The organism is Thiomicrospira sp. (assembly GCF_014859555.1).
Taxonomy (GTDB): Bacteria; Pseudomonadota; Gammaproteobacteria; order Thiomicrospirales; family Thiomicrospiraceae; genus Thiomicrospira.
The window spans coordinates 1-16,552 of sequence record NZ_JACUTY010000019.1 but is presented as its reverse complement, the minus strand read 5'-3'; the positions used below and the strand labels follow the sequence as shown (position 1 = coordinate 16,552).

The following is a 16,552-nucleotide window of genomic DNA, read 5'->3' as shown; positions in this document are numbered from 1 at the left end:
TCCGAAGGTCTCTAACAATTGGGCACCTTGATTAACCCCAACCCCATATCAGAGATTAAACTTTTTTGAAGAATTTTTACCCAATTTCGATTAAAAATTTAATGAGCCAATAAATAAATATTCACCCCATTACAACAAGACACTCCACAAAGTTATCCACAGGCTTAAAGACTGATTAACAAGGTTTTGATTGGTTTTATACCCGTTAAAAATTCACTTACACTGTGTAAAACCTTAAAAAAATAGCGCTTGCGCCCAGGCCTAAAATTTACTATATTTTGATATACTAAAAAAACAAATCACTACATGTTGTGGAATCATCCCTAATTAGACACAACCTTATTATCGGTAAAAATTAAATTATGTTTTTATGAAGTCTCGCTAAGCTAATGAAAAGCCAAGCGAAAAAAGCTTTACCGGATTCGCAGTTAAAAATTTTATACACAGCTAAAAACGTAGGTAAAAAAGTAGGCCATCATGACGAACCAAAACAGCGCCCCCAAATCCACTCTTCAGGTCACCAAACGCGATGGTCGGAAAGAACCGATAGACTTAGAAAAAATTCACCGTGTTATCACTTGGGCCGCTGAAGGTTTAGAAGATGTGTCGGTATCTGAAGTTGAACTACGATCACATATTCAGTTTTACGATGGCATTAAGTCGGCCGATATTCATGAAACCATCATCAAATCAGCCGCCGACCTGATTTCTGAAAATGCGCCCGATTACCAACATTTATCGGCGCGTTTAGCAATATTTCACCTACGTAAAAAAGCGTTTGGACGCTTCACACCACCCTCGTTGTTTGAACAAGTTAACAAAATGGTGCGCGCTGGTCGCTACGATGCTGAACTGCTTGAAAAATACACCAAAGCCGAAATTGATGAGCTGGATAACTACATCTGTCACGAACGGGACATGGAATTCAGTTATGCCGCGGTTAAACAGCTGGAGGGCAAATATCTTGTCCAAAACCGCGTAACGGGCGAAATCTACGAAAGCCCGCAGTTTATTTACATGTTGATTCCTATGTCTTTGTTTGCACACTACCCAAGTGAATTACGAATGAGTGTGGTGAAGCGTTTTTACGACGCGTCTTCGCAATTCAAATTGTCTTTGCCAACCCCGATTATGTCCGGCGTGCGCACGCCTACTCGTCAGTTTAGTTCGTGCGTATTAATCGAATGTGGTGACTCGCTGGATTCAATCAACGCAACGTCTTCATCTATTGTTAAATACGTATCACAACGTGCCGGCATCGGCGTTAACATTGGTCGTTTACGTGCGATTGGCAGCCCAATCCGCGGTGGCGAAGCCTACCATACCGGTATGATCCCATTTATTAAACACTTCCAAACGGCGGTTAAATCTTGCTCACAAGGTGGTGTGCGTGGTGGTGCGGCCACCCTTTTCTACCCAATCTGGCACTTAGAAGTTGAATCCTTATTGGTGCTTAAAAATAACCGAGGGGTAGAAGAAAACCGTGTACGCCATCTAGATTATGGCGTGCAGATCAACAAACTCATGTATCAACGCATGATCGAAGGCGGCACAATTAGCCTGTTCAGCCCATCCGATGTGCCGGGTTTATATGATGCCTTTTTTGAAGATCAAGTTGAGTTCGATCGCCTTTATAAAATCTATGAAGCCGATGAAACCATTCGCAAAAAACAAGTCAAAGCGATTGACCTGTTTACTCAATTGGCTCAAGAACGTGCTCAAACCGGACGTATCTATATTCAAAACGTCGACCACTGTAATACCCACAGCCCATTTGACCCGAAAAAAGCGCCGATTCATCAGTCAAATTTGTGTTTAGAGATCGCGCTGCCAACCAAACCATTAAACTCGGTTGAAGACCCGAATGGCGAAATTGCGTTATGCACCTTATCGGCCTTTAACTTGGGTGCGATTGAAAACCTCGATGAGTTGGAAGATTTATCCGACCTGATTGTGCGTGCGTTGGATAGCTTGCTGGACTACCAAGATTACCCGATCAAAGCTGCACGCATCTCAAGCCATGGTCGCCGTACGTTAGGCGTCGGCGTTACCAACCTAGCCTATTATTTAGCGAAACATAATGTGCGTTATTCAGACGGCTCTGCGAATGGTTTGGTGCATCGTGCGTTTGAGGCCATTCAATACTATTTACTCAAAGCCTCCAATCAATTGGCTAAAGAAATCGCGCCCTGTGATATGTTCTCCGACACCCTCTATTCACAAGGCATCTTGCCGATTGATACCTACAAAAAAGAACTCGATGCTATATGCAACGAACCACTGCATTACGACTGGGAAGCTTTGCGTGGTGAAATTAAAAAACACGGCCTACGCAACTCAACCCTAACCGCGTTAATGCCGTGTGAAACCTCATCGCAAATCACCAACTCCACCAATGGCATTGAACCGCCACGGGGTTATATTTCAGTAAAAGCGTCAAAAGACGGCATTTTGAAGCAAGTGGTCCCTGGCTTTAAGGACGTAAAAGACAATTACGAGCTATTGTGGAAAATACCAGATAACAAAGGTTATTTGCAACTGGTGGGCATTATGCAGAAGTTTGTTGACCAAGCCATTTCGGCCAACACCAACTACGACCCTACCAAGTTTGAAGACGGTCGCGTGCCTATCAAACAGGTGCTGCAAGACTTACTTTATGCTTACAAACTAGGTCTAAAAACCTTGTATTACCACAACACTCGCGACGGCGCAGACGACTCTCAAGAAGACGACGGTTGTGCAGGCGGTGCTTGCAAACTCTAAACTTAGTTTGGATCAAGCACCGGTTCAAAAAGACCACCAGGCCTGGTGGTCTTCGCGTATAATTTTTTGATAATTATTATCATTTAAAACCTATAGGAACACTGGATCATGAGTTGCCAAGAAAAAATGACCTACTCCACTTTTTGCCGTAATCAAAACGACGCAATGAAAGAACCGATGTTTTTTGGTCAAAATGTTAACGTGGCACGCTATGACCAGCAAAAATACCCAATTTTCGAAAAACTGATTGAAAAACAATTGAGTTTTTTTTGGCGTCCGGAAGAAATCGATCTATCTACCGACCGTGGTGAATATGCCAATTTACCTGAAAACGAAAAACACATTTTCATCAGCAACTTAAAGTACCAAACTCTATTAGATTCGGTACAAGGCCGTTCGCCAAACGTGGCTTTGTTGCCTTTGGTATCGATTCCGGAACTAGAAACCTGGATTGAAACCTGGTCTTTTTCTGAAACCATTCACAGTCGTTCCTACACCCATATTATTCGCAACATCGTGACCGATCCGAGTTTGGTGTTTAACGACATCGTCACTAACGAAGAAATCGTTAAACGTGCGATCAGCGTCACAGAACACTACGACCAGCTGATTTTCCTAACCAACACCATGTATGCCAATTCACTTGATATCGCAAAAGATGCCAAGTTTCGCAAAAAAATAAAAACCGCGTTATACCTTACTGTCGTCTCGGTAAACGTATTAGAAGCCATTCGTTTTTACGTGTCGTTTGCCTGTAGCTTTTCGTTTGCGGAACGTTCGTTAATGGAAGGTAACGCCAAAATCATCAAGCTAATTGCGCGTGATGAAGCCCTGCATTTGTCCGGTACTCAACACATGATTAACCTATTGCGCAGTGGCGAAGATGATCCAGAAATGGCGGAAATTGCTAACGAACAACACGAAGCGGTGATCAGTATTTTCCGTGACGCCGCCGAGCAAGAAAAACAGTGGGCCGCTTACTTATTTAAAAATGGTTCGATGATTGGTCTTAACACCAGTATCTTGCAAAGTTATATCGAATACATTACCAATGTTCGCCTTAAAGCCTTAAATTTGGACCCAATCTTCCCACAAAAAGGCAATCCGCTACCTTGGATGAATAACTGGTTAGTCAGCGATAACGTTCAAGTTGCGCCGCAAGAATCGGAAATCAGTTCCTACTTGGTCGGCCAAGTGAATACTAAAGTCAGTAAAGACGACTTTGGTGACTTCTCGCTCTAGTTTTAAATAACCACCAGGCCTGGTGGATACAAAAAAGCCTGCATTTTTAGCAGGCTTTTTTGTGGCTGAAATATAAATACAACCCGCCGGTTAGCTCGGCGGCGGTTCCGGCATTAACAAAATCCGTCGAGTAATTTCCAACTCAATGTTTCGACCAATTTGCTCCTGCATTTGACGCTGAATTGCACGCAAGGTTTGCGCACTCACATCTTCGCGTGACGTAATATCCACCCAAACCCTTACATCACCACCAAAACGCGATTCCACATCCGTCACATCCACCTCAATATCAGTTTGCTTTGCCGCCACCCATTCAACTTGGTGCAATTGACGCATTAAGTTGTTTTTTTCCACCAGTTCATAGAAAGACACCAGTAACGGAATTGAAATCAACAACATCAAAATTAACGTATAACTAATGCCCTTTTTCGCGCGTTTAACCGGTGAATAACCCAAAACAATAAACGTAACCGCTGCGGCTAACGTGATGCCCACCAAGTTGGTTAAAAACAGCAAAAACGAACCTAAAACAATCGCCCAGTCACCCCAGCCCAAACCGATACCAGTTACCGCTAAAGGCGGAATTAACGCCACTGCAATCGCCACACCCGCCAGCGATTTAGCGACTTCGGCCCGCGCGCTGGCGTACGCGCCCGCCACCCCAGAAATCACCGCCACCATTAAATCTAATAAATTCGGATTCAAACGCGCCGCGATTTCGGGTGTGATGGTGCTCAATGGCATTAACCATGCATAAACTGTACCCACCAATAAAGCCACGAAGGTGCCCCAAAATAAGGTTTTTAGCGCGGTTTGCATCATGTTCAACTCATAACGCACCACCCCCATCGACAACGAAATAATCGGCGCCATTAAAGGCGCTAAAATCATCGCGCCGATAATGACCGGGGCTGAACTCATAAACAAACCGGTCGCACCTAACAGCGTACTTAACACCATTAAGACAATAAAACTTTCACTAAACAAAGCACCGGTGCGCAAAGTGACAAATAAATCTTTAAAATCCTCATCGCTCGCACGCGGGAAAAACGGCACGGGTTTGGTCAATAACGCGCTGGTTAAATCGCCTTGCGGCAGGGCTTTGATACGAACCTTGTCTTTATGCGTTTTGAGTTCTTCATCCTCAACCTCACTTACTTCGATGTTGCCCATTGCTCGACCTAAGTGAAAACACACTGCTTTGGGATAAATCATTAAATCGAGCTGACTGGTCTGATAAGCATAACCATCAATGCGGTATTCAAATTCACGCCCGCTAGAGGTCACGCTTAGTTTGCTGGTTTGGATCACCCCAACAATCCGCGATAAATCATCCATTGAGAAGCGGCGCACAAAAAACACCACAAACATAAAATACAGATAATTAATTAAGCTTTTAGGCGCCAAAACAAACGCATTCAACTTACCATCTTGGTTGGATAAGTTTTCGTTCACATGGTTAGCACCTTGGCTTCGGCTATTGTGCTCCAACACCAAAATACCCGTCGCCGCAGTTTGAATATGTTGATCTTTGGCGGTCACCAAGCTGTAACTGTCAAAATGAATTTGATGCAGGTTACCCCAAAAGGCTTTGATCTTGTGCCACATCGTGGCTTCAACGGCATTGTTTAAACCAAATACATCCCCGGCTGTCACGTGTTGAAACACCGGTTCTTCGTTACAAATCAACAGATCCACCAACTGGCGACGATCAAAATCCAACGCATCCTCAAGCGCTTGATTTAAGTCTTTACTGATCCCCATACTTTTCATCGCCACAGGACAAAATTCATTCGGCAATATGCCGACACTGGGCGGCTGATCCCAATGTTTGGCTCTATTCAACCAGTCTTTTAATTCCGCATCCGTTAAATAACTTAAAAATAAGCTCGACTCAAGTTCCGCAGTCGGTTCGTTAGGATCCACAATGTTTAGTGTTAATTTGCTATGTTGAGCCCATAGCGTTTTAATTTCCTCTAAAAGCTCGGGCGTAGATAACTCCCCCAGCAAAAGATTAATCGTTTGATACACCTCAAACCCCTCAAATAGTAATTCGTTAGATCGTTAAACAACCCTGATACAAATTCTAAACCACAACTATCCAGCCATGCGGTTATTACTCGGTTTTTGTTGTATAGCGTCAGGGCACCTCACTTAGACAGCCCTAAGCTGGCCTGTTAAAAAACCTGACTCAAGCCAACCAATAACAACAGCGCACCCAGCCAAGTGACATAATTTGACCAGTTTAAAAAAAACCGCTCCGCTTGGTAAATACGTTTTGAAAATCGTCGCAGTTTTTGCTGAGACTTTAAGCGCCAATACACTAAATATTGCTGTTGTTTTAACCACCAGGCCTGGTGCTTCTTTAATTGGCTAATTTTGACCCCAGCCGCTTCTAGCCACACCACCCCATCACCGGGCGCCAAATGAACTTGTCGATTCACCCGAATTCGCCAAGCCGTTGCAAAAACAACGGCTATTAACAAGGGTTGCGTATCAGACAAAACATTATCCCAAGATGGTGTCATAAACGCATAAGGCCAAATCAGTGCCAAACCAACCAAGCTAAACCAACTGATTAAAGCCGGTTTTTCGAGTGTTTTAGGCTGGACTTCAAGCCGAGCTAAACGCCGAACAAACTGAATCATTAGCAAACCGGTGATCACTGAACCCGCGAGTAATAAGCTATCCGGTAATTGATACAGCGCATCGGCCGAAACCTGTTTCATTTCGGCTTTAAGCAAAGCACCGGAACTAAAAGGTAAACCGGCGAGCAATAAGGCTAACAAAATTACCATGCCCCACACCCAAGGCATCCAACGTGCCTGAGTCGCGGAAAACTTCACCCAGCCGACCGCTAAAAACAGCCCAGCTTTAATCAACGCATGGTGGAATGCAAACGCCGCCACCCATAACATCATCCACTCTGGTTGAGCGCTTTGCCATACCCAACCTATCCCCCAAATCAACCAGCCCATCTGACTAATACTGGAATAGGCCAGCAACGCTTTGGGATCGGTTTGCATTAAACCTAACACCCCGCCAAACAACATGGTGGCGACACCTAGCCAAGGCATCAACCACAGCCATTCGTTATTCGCCATCGCTTGGCTTGGCAGCAATAACCACCAGCCAATAATGCCCGCTTTAATCATCACGCCAGATAACACCGCACTCGCAGGAACCGGTGCGGCCGGATGGGCTAATGGCAACCAAATATGTAAAATTGGCACCCCGATTTTCACCGCTAATCCTAACCAAATAAGCGCCAACCCCCAGCCCGCTGATGAGGTTTGTGCCCAAATACTTAAATCGGTTGTACCAAGCTCCGCCGCACGCGCCACAATCCCAACAAACAGCCATAATTCACCCAATATCGCCAGCAGGATATACCAACGTGCGGCACGCTGGGCGCTAGCATGACGTTCATGTATCACTAAACCCCATGCGGCTAAACTCATTAAGCTAAACGTCAGGTAAAAACTCACCGCATCCGCCGCTACAACTAAACCTAAGCTGCCCGCCAAACTGAGTAGAAAAAACAAGGCATAACGCCAAGCATATACATCTTGCACCCAACGACTGTGCAAAGCCGCCACACCCCACACGATCAGACTGAGGCTTAACCAAACAAACCCGAGCCGATCTAAGTTAAGGCGCGTACCCACTAAAATATTTGGCCATTCCAGCTTAAGCGTCACACTTGAATCAGCAAGCAGTTGCCAACCAAAACCGAACCATAACAACCCAGCCGGCAACAACGCCCAAGGCAACAATTTAATGCCATAAGGACGTAACCTCGGCCAGGCCAAACCCAATGCGAATAACAACGGCCACAACCAAATCATGGCTAACATTCCGCTAAAATCCATCATAAGCCATTAAATTCCTGGTTAACGAGCCATTCCACCCAACCCAAAGTGGTAAAAGCATAACCCGCAAATACACCGAGTAATACTACGGTCGCGGCCGTAATCAGTGGCGGGAACAACAGCATCCAGTGGGTTTCAAATTTCGTGCTTAATGTCTGTTCGTGTGGCCATTGAGCCGGCGCTTCGCCAAACCAAGCACGATACACTAACGGCAAAAAATAAGCCGCGTTAAGTAAGCTCGATATAAATAACACACCCAGCACCCAATACAGACCGACTTCCCACGCCCCCAAACCCAAATACCATTTACTCACAAACCCCGCCAGCGGCGGCAAGCCGATCATACCTAATGCGCCGAGCGTAAAAGCCACGGTGGTCCAAGGCATACGCCGCCCCACGCCCGATAATTCGTGTACCTTATGAATACCCAATGTTTCGGCATAGTTACCGGCGGTTAAAAACAAGGTGATTTTCATTAAACCTTGATGCACAATATGGATTAAGCCGCCAATCGCCCCTAACGGCCCGGCCAACGCAATACCGAGCGCCACATAAGACACCTGGCTGACGGTGGAAAACGCCAAGCGCTTTTTAATATCCATTTCAAACAACGCACGCACCGAACCGTAAATAATGGTTAAAGCCGCCATCACTAACAACACACTCGCCATGCCCAAGCCGTGTGCAAACTCAATGCCATAAACTTCAAACATCACCCGCACTATGCCAAATGCACCGGCTTTAACCACCGCTACTGCATGCAATAACGCACTCACCGGAGCAGGCGCCACCATCGCCTGGGGCAACCACGAATGAAACGGCACTAACGCCGCTTTCACCCCTAAACCGGCAATCAACAAACCAAACACCAACCACAACCAGGCCTGGTGGATGGCTAAGTCATCTAAATAACCCCCCGGTACAAAATCAGGCGAGCCGGCCAGCCTATGCAAAATCACCGTACCAACTAATAACGCACCGCCGCCAATCAAGGTATAACGCAAATAAACCCGACCGGCCGCAATCGCTTGTTGCGTGCCGCGGTGGACGACCAAAGGCCAGGTCGCAAGCGTTAACAGCTCATAAAACAAGACAAAACTAAACAGGTTACCGGCCATCGCCACCCCGGTGGTCGCGCTAACACAGAGGGTAAAGAAACCGAAAAAGCGCGAGCGGTTGGGCGAGTTTTCTAAATAGCCAATTGCATAAATCGTCGTGATCAACCATAAAAAGGCCGACAACAATAAAAACAGACCCGCTAACCCATCTATTCTTAACTTTAATTCTAGCCCTGGAAGCACCTGCCACTGGATTTGATAAACCTCACCGGTATACAGCCCGATTAAGACCAAAACCACCAATTGCAATTTAATCAGCGCGCCGCCGATATTTAACGCTGAACGCAAAAAACGCTGATGTTCAGGAATAAAGAAAATCCAAATTCCCGGAATCAACGACGTCGCGATGATTAAGAGTGGCCAAACTGAATTATCCATTTAACCTCCCCATAAACTTTGCGCACTTAAACCACTCACAATCGCTAAACTCGCGAGTATCAAAACCAGCCATTCACGTCCGGCAGGGATAGCTTGCAGGCTTTGCGTCTGGGCCTGATTGGTCAGCGCCAAATTTAACACTCTTAACACATAACCCGCGGTCATTAAACTGCCCAAAATCAGCACCCCGAATAACCACCAGGCCTGGTGGTCAAAACTTAATTCTAATAACCACCATTTAGCCAAAAATCCGGCACTAATCGGCAAACCCGCCAAACTCACACCGGCTAGACCGAACGCAAACAACGTTTTGCGTTCGGTACGCAACACATAACCCAATTGCTGCAAATTATCATGCCCCGCGCGCTGTTGAATATTACCCACCGCCAAAAACATCGCCGACTTGGCCAAAGCGTGCGCCAAAATCAGCCCCACCAAACCCCACGCCCAACTAAATTGCGCTTGGGCGTCGATCATTAAAGCCAACCCAATCGCCAAATAACCAACCTGTGCTACGGTCGACCAAGCCACCAACTGTTTTAACGAAGGCGTAACCAGCGCCTGGGTCGCGCCCCATAACACCGCCAAACTGCCTAATAACGCCCAAAACCAAAAAGCCAGACTTAAATCCAGTGGCGCAAACACCTCTAGCCAAAGTCTGATTAACAGATAAAAAGATGCCTTAATCACCAAGGCCGAAAGAATCGCGCTCACCGCCGCATGCGCACGTCCGTGTGCGAGCGGCAACCAAGCGTGTAAAGGAAACAACGCAGTTTTGGCCATTAAGCCGACCGTCATCGCTGCGAGCGCTAAAAACATCACCGGCCCGCTTTGCATCTGCTGAGCTAAATACACCATATCCAAGCTGGCGTATTCGCCATAAAGCAACGCCACCCCCAATAAAAACAACATGGAACCCAACAAACTCACTAACAAATAACGCATCGCGGCTTGAGTCGCGCCCGCCTTGTTCGAAATCGCCACCAAAGCCACCGCACTGATGCCTAATAATTCGAGCGTGACGTAGATATTAAACACATCGGCCGATAAAAACAGCGCATTCATCGCCCCCCAAGCACCCAACCATAACCACCAAAACGCCCTTGGCAAGGTGTGATCCAACCAAGCATAGACACTCACAAACAGGCCTACAATAGCGCCAATCAGCAACATCCATTGCGCAAGCTGATCAAGCCGCCAGCCAATGCCTAAAGGCAAGGCCCAGCCACCCAACGTCCAGCTCGATGTTTCTAAGCCCATCACCGCCACACCCAAAACGGCAGTGCCCAACGCACCGACTAACCCCCAATGGCGTGCGTGTTTTTGATGTAACACCCCTAGGGTCGCGGCCAATAATGGCCAAAGCACAAGCGCAGGCAACATCCAACTCATTGGGCATCCTCATCCAGTTCAGCGCGCCCGCTTTGGGCGGCTAAACGCTGCATTAAAGATAAACCCAAGGCGGTGGCGCTGATGGCCACTACAATCCCGGTCAACACCAACGCTTTCGGCACCGCATCGGCGGGCTGCGCACGCGATGCCAAGGTCAGCAGCAGCATAAACACGCCGCTGCCGATCACATTTAAACCTAACAGTTTGTGTAATAAATGCGGTCGACGGGCCACCGCATACAAGCCAATCAACATCAGACCCGCCGCACAAAACAGGTAAATTTCAAACGAGCTGATCAGCATTAAGACTCCTTATTTGATTTTGAAGCCAGGGTTTCAGTGTCTCGATGCCCGCTAAACATGGCCGCCAGTAAAAACGCGATGGATAAAGTGGCACAGATTTCAATCAATAAAATCAAGCCACCCGCCTGTGCCGGCGGATAACCCATAAAGCCAACCCCCATCGCCAATCCGACTAAACCAATCATTACAAATAACCAAAAACCACCGACCCAACTTAAACGCCAAACCCAATCGTTTAAACGGCCTGCGCGCCAAGGATGCTGATAGGCTAAGCTATAAATCACCAGGCCGGCGGCTAACACCGCCCCCGCCTGAAATGCGCCGCCGGGCTCGGTGGCCCCGCGCCATAATAAATAAGCCCCCACCAGCAAAACCAACGGCGTTAACCACTTGGCAAAGGTTTGCAACACCTCGCCATCTAAGGCTTGATAACGTGGCGTATGATCACGATTAAGGGCTTGTTGCGCAAACCACGCCCAAGCCAGAACCGCCAGCTCTAACGCGGTATCCCAAGCCCGAAAATTCAACAACACCGCCGTCACCGGATGCGCCACGCCCGCTTGTGGAATATGGGCTTGAACCTCATCCATCATGCCTTGGCCATCCGCCGGAATCTGTGCGAACGCCAATAACAACCCCACCGCTAAACCACTAAACACCAACGCCCATGACCAAGAAAAGGCCCGAACACGATCATCGGTTTGCGGCTCAATGCGTGACCAGGTCGCTAATAATAACGCCCCAGCCAGACCTGAACCGATCGCCGCTTCGGCTAACGCGGCATCTGGCGCAGACAACCTTACCCAAGCGAGCGCAATCATTAAACCGAGCGCAATAAACACCACAATGGATTCAAATAAGTCACGGCTGCTGGTAGCACGCCAGGCCAAGCCTAAAATCAACAACGCCAATAACCCGTCAAAAACCAGCATTTATGGCGTCTCACCCGACTCAGTTTGGCGGGTTTGCTGATAAGCACGCTGGCCGATTAAATGGCTCACCGCCGCCGCGCTCAGCAACACCAGCGCCCAGATAATCAAATATTTAAACACCAAAGCCCAAGAACCCGCCTGCAGAATCAAACCAGCCACCACCAAACCTAAACCTAAATTATCGGCTTTGGTCACCGCGTGCAGTCGGTTTAACGGTGTGCTAAAACGCAACACACCCAAGGTGCCCGCCATAAAAAACGCCAAACCCAAGCCAATCAACAGCAGGCTGAGACCATTTAAAATAAGACCCATCGCTTCGGCCATAACCCTATTCCTTTACCGATTTAGCTACACGCGTAAACGCAATGCCACTCACCGCCGCCAACAGCGCAAACACTAACGCCACATCACGCAATGCACTCTGCTCAAACGCCGCCGCTAATAACAAAAGCAAGGCCACCCCGCTGGTACCAATTAATTGCGCCGCCAGCATACGATCCGCATAACTCGGCCCGCGTGCCACCCGAAACAAACTCAGCAGCATACTCACCAGCAACACCAGCGCCGCCGCCTGATAAAACCAGCTCATAACCGCGCCTCGTTTGGTGTAAGTGACATTAAATATTGCTCCAACGCCACCAGGCCTGGTGCAACCGACATGGCTAAATCCAAAACATGAACCCTGGCTTGATCGCCCTGAATCGCCACCGACAAGGTGCCAGGAAACAGCCCCACCATCGCCAGCCAAGTATCCCGCTGCCAGCCCGGCGCGAGCTTTAATGAATAATCGAGATAACCGGACTCAAATCCGCGCGGATTAAACAACGCCCGCTTCGCCACATCCCAACCGCCCTGCCAAGATTGCGATACAAAAAACAAAACAAAACCAGGCAATCGCAACCAACGTAAATGGATACGTGCGCCTTGTTTAACCAACCAAACAGCCAACGCAATCACTACGGTCGCACCAAACCACCAGGCCTGGTGGTCGCCTTCGGTTAATGCCCACCAGCTCAGGCCTAAACCTAACACTAATAATAAAAACTGACTCCATTGTTGATGCATCGTTTTAACCCTGTTTTTATTTTGCTAGATACTGTTTTTCTACCTCAGCCCACCATTTACGATCAGCCAACAACACCCAAAACAACCACCATTGAATTAAGTTTAACATGGGGAAGATTGAAACACACAAGACCTGACCCGCCTAGTTAAGCGGTTTAATGTTGATTATTTGGACTTGAGTTGCACCCACCATTTGATATTAAAGCTCCCCCCCCTTCCATGCTTGGTTTGAGTTCAACCTAAGCTTGAAGAAGTTGCAACAAAACCGTAAGATACATGCAATATTTTTGACAAAAAGGACCTTTACGGTCCTTTTTGTTTGGTTTAAATTTTTGGATTAACTAGATGAATTATCAAAATATAGTGTACAGCGTTGTTACTTTTACGCTTTTTATTGGTTTAGCCATGACCTACAGCACCGCGGGAATGGCCGTAGCCGAAGAAAATGGGCTGCTTGAAAATATCCAATTAGTCATGTTAGTGGCCGCATTGGTGTCGGCTGTGTTTATAACAAAACAAGCCTCCAATAAATCACTTCGCTATATTGGCGTTGGTTTTATTCTGTTAACCATCGGCTTTTTTGTACGCGAATTTGATGTAAGAGGAACCGACGCACCCAGTTGGCTTATATGGATAGGCAGTCCAAATGGCTCGCTCATTATCACGCTTGCCATGTTTATACCTTACATTATCTATAGTGTTATAAACCTGCGTTTTGCCTGGTCAGCGGCCATGCAATTATTAAACACTTACCATTTTGCACGCTTAATGCTTGTCTTGTTTTTCTTAATGCTCGGCGGCGCTTATGACCGAGAGTGGATTCAATCTGTGCATGGTATGTTCTATGAAGAATTTTATGAAACGATTGCTTGGTGGTTTTATGCCTGGAGCTTATTTAAACTCACCCCAGCCCAAATGCAGCGCGACAATGCGTTTTATGCACGCCCACCCAGTCATGCAAAATTAGATGTAAGAGACTAAAACCCTACTCGCCTGAAACCACCAGGCCTGGTGCTAGGCTTTGAGTGAGTTATTCAATAACTAACAACTGTTCTTTGTTGGCGACGCCATCCCATTCATCGGCGTCGGCTGGCGCGGGGATGACTTGGCTAATGACCGGCCAAATTTTCGCTAGGTCATAGTTGAGTTCACGGTAATGTTGCATGCCTTCGGGTAAGGCGTCCTCTTGAAAAATCGCTTGCGCCGGACATTCAGGCGTACATAAATCACAGTCGATGCAAACATCGGCATTAATCACCAAAAAGTTAGGCCCCTCGTGAAACGCATCCACAGGACAAACGGCCACGCAATCGGTGTATTTACATTTAATACAATTTTCAGTTACTACAAATGCCATATTCTTTCTGAGCCATTTTATAAGCCATTGTGTGGCCGCTTCTGATAAACTTTCGGATTTAAAATATCATTTTTGTCTGCCAGTAGACTACTCAAAGTTTCGCTAATTGCAAGCGTGTATTAGCCATATTTAAGGTTAAATGTGTTTAACGCACGCCTATTTTTGGATATCCCATGATTCGTATCACCAATGTAAAACTGCCTTTAAATCATAATGAAGCTGAGCTGGAACAGGCTATTTTAGCCACACTTGGCATCACTAAAACACAACTTATCGAAACTACGGTTTTTAGACGTGGTTTTGATGCCCGAAGTAAAAACAATATTAGCCTGCTCTACACGCTCGATCTAAACGTGCAGAACGAGGCCGAGTTGCTACAACAACACAGCCAAAATCAGAATGTCCGCCTCACGCCTGACATGCGCTATAAATACGTGGCTCTAGCACCGGCCGATTTAACCGAACGTCCGGTGGTGGTCGGCTTTGGGCCTTGCGGAATTTTTATTGCTTTAGTATTGGCCGAAATGGGCTACAAACCGATCGTGTTAGACCGGGGTAAAGAAGTGCGCGAACGTACCAAAGACACCTTTGGATTTTGGCGCAACCGAACCTTAAATACCGAGTCGAACGTGCAGTTTGGAGAAGGCGGTGCCGGCACCTTTTCGGATGGCAAACTCTGGACACAGATAAACGACAAAAAGCATTATGGCCGTAAAGTCATGCATGATTTTGTGGCGGCAGGCGCACCAGAAGAAATTTTGTACGTGAGTAAACCCCATATTGGCACCTTTAGATTGGTGGGAATGGTTGAAAAAATGCGCGCTAAAATCATTGAACTGGGCGGCGAAATTCGCTTTAGCGCTCGGGTGGATGACCTGCAGATTGAAAATGGTCAAATTAGCGGGGTGACCTTGGCCGACGGTCAGCAGATCAGATCACGCTACATTGCCTTAGCGACCGGACACAGTGCGCGTGATACCTTTGAAATGCTGCATAAAAAAGGCGTGTACATTGAAGCCAAACCCTTTTCGATTGGGTTCCGCATTGAGCATAGTCAGTCAACGATTGATGAGGTGTTGTTTGGTAAAAATGCCGGCCATCCGCTTTTAGGCGCCGCCGATTATAAGCTAGTGCATCATTGCAAAAACGGACGCTCGGTGTACAGTTTTTGCATGTGCCCGGGTGGAACCGTGGTGGCCGCCACTTCAGAAGAACATCGTGTGGTCACCAATGGTATGAGCCAATATTCACGCAATGAACGTAACGCCAACAGCGCGATTGTCGTTGGGATTGACCCGAGTGATTTTCCAAGCGACAGTCCGTTAGCGGGCATAGAATTACAACGTCAATTGGAAAGCGCGGCTTATGTATTGGGTGGCGAAAACTACGACGCCCCCGCTCAGCTAGTCGGCGATTATTTAGCGGGTCAATCTTCCGCCAGCTTAGGCTGTATTGAGCCTTCCTATAAACCCGGCGTAAAACTCACCGACTTAACGCAAATTTTGCCGGATTATTGCCGCGAAGCCATTCAGGAAGCGATCCCGGCATTCAATAAAAAAATCAGCGGGTTTGCGTTAAAAGAGGCGATGCTCACCGGGGTTGAAACCCGCACTTCATCACCCGTGTCGATTAAGCGCGGTGACGATTACCAAAGCATCAACACCCAAGGCTTGTACCCCGCCGGAGAAGGCGCCGGCTATGCAGGTGGCATTATGTCCGCCGCCATTGACGGCATCCGAGTGGCAGAAGCCATCGCTTTAGTGATGAACGAAGATCACAAAGCGAAACAACTTGTTTAAACCAGGCCTAGTTAAGCGGCACTAGATTATCTCTGTAGATGTCATTGTGTTGTTTAGACTGGGATGATCATATCCGAAAATAAATCCGATATTTCTCTCTAAAATACACACTAAAATTCACTCTAAATTATTGATTTTGTTTTTAATAAAACGCGTGTAGAATGAAAAAATAAATCCGAAAATAAACACTTAAAGGTGTGAGCTAAGTGAACATAGCCGCGATAGAACCCTTATTGCCTCGGAACGTGGCAACATTATGTTGACATACAGGGCTAGCGATACATACCACTCCTATGATGAATCGTAAGAAACATCATGCCCAGCCCGCATCA

General features: G+C 47.0%; 14 protein-coding genes. 4 read left to right on the top strand and 10 right to left on the bottom strand.

Going from position 1 to position 16,552, the window contains the following annotated elements:
• Window positions 1–477: 477 nt before the first annotated feature.
• Window positions 478–2,763 carry a class 1a ribonucleoside-diphosphate reductase subunit alpha gene (nrdA, locus tag IBX48_RS04960; protein WP_296831410.1) on the top strand — a complete coding sequence of 762 codons (2,286 nt, stop codon included), beginning with the start codon at window positions 478–480 and terminating at the stop codon, window positions 2,761–2,763.
• Window positions 2,764–2,871: 108 nt separating this feature from the next.
• Entirely contained in the window at window positions 2,872–4,005 is a 1,134-nt protein-coding gene (gene nrdB / locus IBX48_RS04955; RefSeq protein ID WP_296831407.1) for a class Ia ribonucleoside-diphosphate reductase subunit beta, read from the top strand.
• 90 nt (window positions 4,006–4,095) lie between these two features.
• Here the strand turns inward: nrdB and IBX48_RS04950 are convergent, their stop codons facing one another.
• The 9 genes from IBX48_RS04950 to IBX48_RS04910 form a co-directional block, all read right to left on the bottom strand.
• Window positions 4,096–6,036, bottom strand: a complete 1,941-nt coding sequence (locus IBX48_RS04950) for a TIGR00341 family protein (protein WP_296831405.1) — start codon at window positions 6,034–6,036, stop codon at window positions 4,096–4,098.
• Between the two features lie 146 nt (window positions 6,037–6,182).
• Window positions 6,183–7,880, bottom strand: a complete 1,698-nt coding sequence (locus IBX48_RS04945) for a complex I subunit 5 family protein (RefSeq protein ID WP_296831403.1) — start codon at window positions 7,878–7,880, stop codon at window positions 6,183–6,185.
• Window positions 7,877–9,373, bottom strand: a complete 1,497-nt coding sequence (locus tag IBX48_RS04940) for a proton-conducting transporter membrane subunit (RefSeq protein WP_296831401.1) — start codon at window positions 9,371–9,373, stop codon at window positions 7,877–7,879. The genes IBX48_RS04945 and IBX48_RS04940 overlap by 4 nt, the downstream gene beginning before the upstream one ends.
• The gene (locus IBX48_RS04935) at window positions 9,374–10,765 is read right to left on the bottom strand and encodes a proton-conducting transporter membrane subunit (protein ID WP_296831398.1); all 1,392 of its coding nucleotides are present in this window, start codon (window positions 10,763–10,765) and stop codon (window positions 9,374–9,376) included.
• Window positions 10,762–11,067, bottom strand: a complete 306-nt coding sequence (locus IBX48_RS04930; RefSeq protein WP_296831377.1) for a cation:proton antiporter subunit C — start codon at window positions 11,065–11,067, stop codon at window positions 10,762–10,764. The genes IBX48_RS04935 and IBX48_RS04930 overlap by 4 nt, the downstream gene beginning before the upstream one ends.
• On the bottom strand, window positions 11,067–11,999 hold the full coding sequence (locus IBX48_RS04925) for an MnhB domain-containing protein (protein ID WP_296831375.1): 933 nt from the start codon (window positions 11,997–11,999) through the stop codon (window positions 11,067–11,069). The genes IBX48_RS04930 and IBX48_RS04925 overlap by 1 nt, the downstream gene beginning before the upstream one ends.
• Window positions 12,000–12,323 carry a monovalent cation/H(+) antiporter subunit G gene (locus IBX48_RS04920; RefSeq protein WP_296831373.1) on the bottom strand — a complete coding sequence of 108 codons (324 nt, stop codon included), beginning with the start codon at window positions 12,321–12,323 and terminating at the stop codon, window positions 12,000–12,002.
• A gap of 4 nt (window positions 12,324–12,327) precedes the next feature.
• Entirely contained in the window at window positions 12,328–12,588 is a 261-nt protein-coding gene (locus tag IBX48_RS04915) for a monovalent cation/H+ antiporter complex subunit F (protein ID WP_296831371.1), read from the bottom strand.
• The gene (locus IBX48_RS04910; protein ID WP_296831370.1) at window positions 12,585–13,064 is read right to left on the bottom strand and encodes a Na+/H+ antiporter subunit E; all 480 of its coding nucleotides are present in this window, start codon (window positions 13,062–13,064) and stop codon (window positions 12,585–12,587) included. The genes IBX48_RS04915 and IBX48_RS04910 overlap by 4 nt, the downstream gene beginning before the upstream one ends.
• 345 nt (window positions 13,065–13,409) lie before the next feature.
• Between IBX48_RS04910 and IBX48_RS04905 the strand changes: the two genes are divergently transcribed.
• Complete coding sequence (locus IBX48_RS04905; protein ID WP_296831368.1) at window positions 13,410–14,045, top strand: hypothetical protein; 636 nt, start codon at window positions 13,410–13,412, stop codon at window positions 14,043–14,045.
• A gap of 49 nt (window positions 14,046–14,094) precedes the next feature.
• Here IBX48_RS04905 and fdxA read toward each other — a convergent pair whose 3' ends face one another.
• Window positions 14,095–14,421, bottom strand: coding sequence for a ferredoxin FdxA (fdxA, locus tag IBX48_RS04900; protein WP_296831366.1), 327 nt, complete (start codon window positions 14,419–14,421; stop codon window positions 14,095–14,097).
• Window positions 14,422–14,594: 173 nt separating this feature from the next.
• Here fdxA and IBX48_RS04895 point away from each other — a divergent pair, with 173 nt between their 5' ends.
• Window positions 14,595–16,220: an NAD(P)/FAD-dependent oxidoreductase gene (locus IBX48_RS04895; RefSeq protein WP_296831364.1), complete on the top strand. Its 1,626-nt coding sequence runs from the start codon at window positions 14,595–14,597 to the stop codon at window positions 16,218–16,220.
• The last annotated feature ends 332 nt before the right edge of the window (window positions 16,221–16,552 follow it).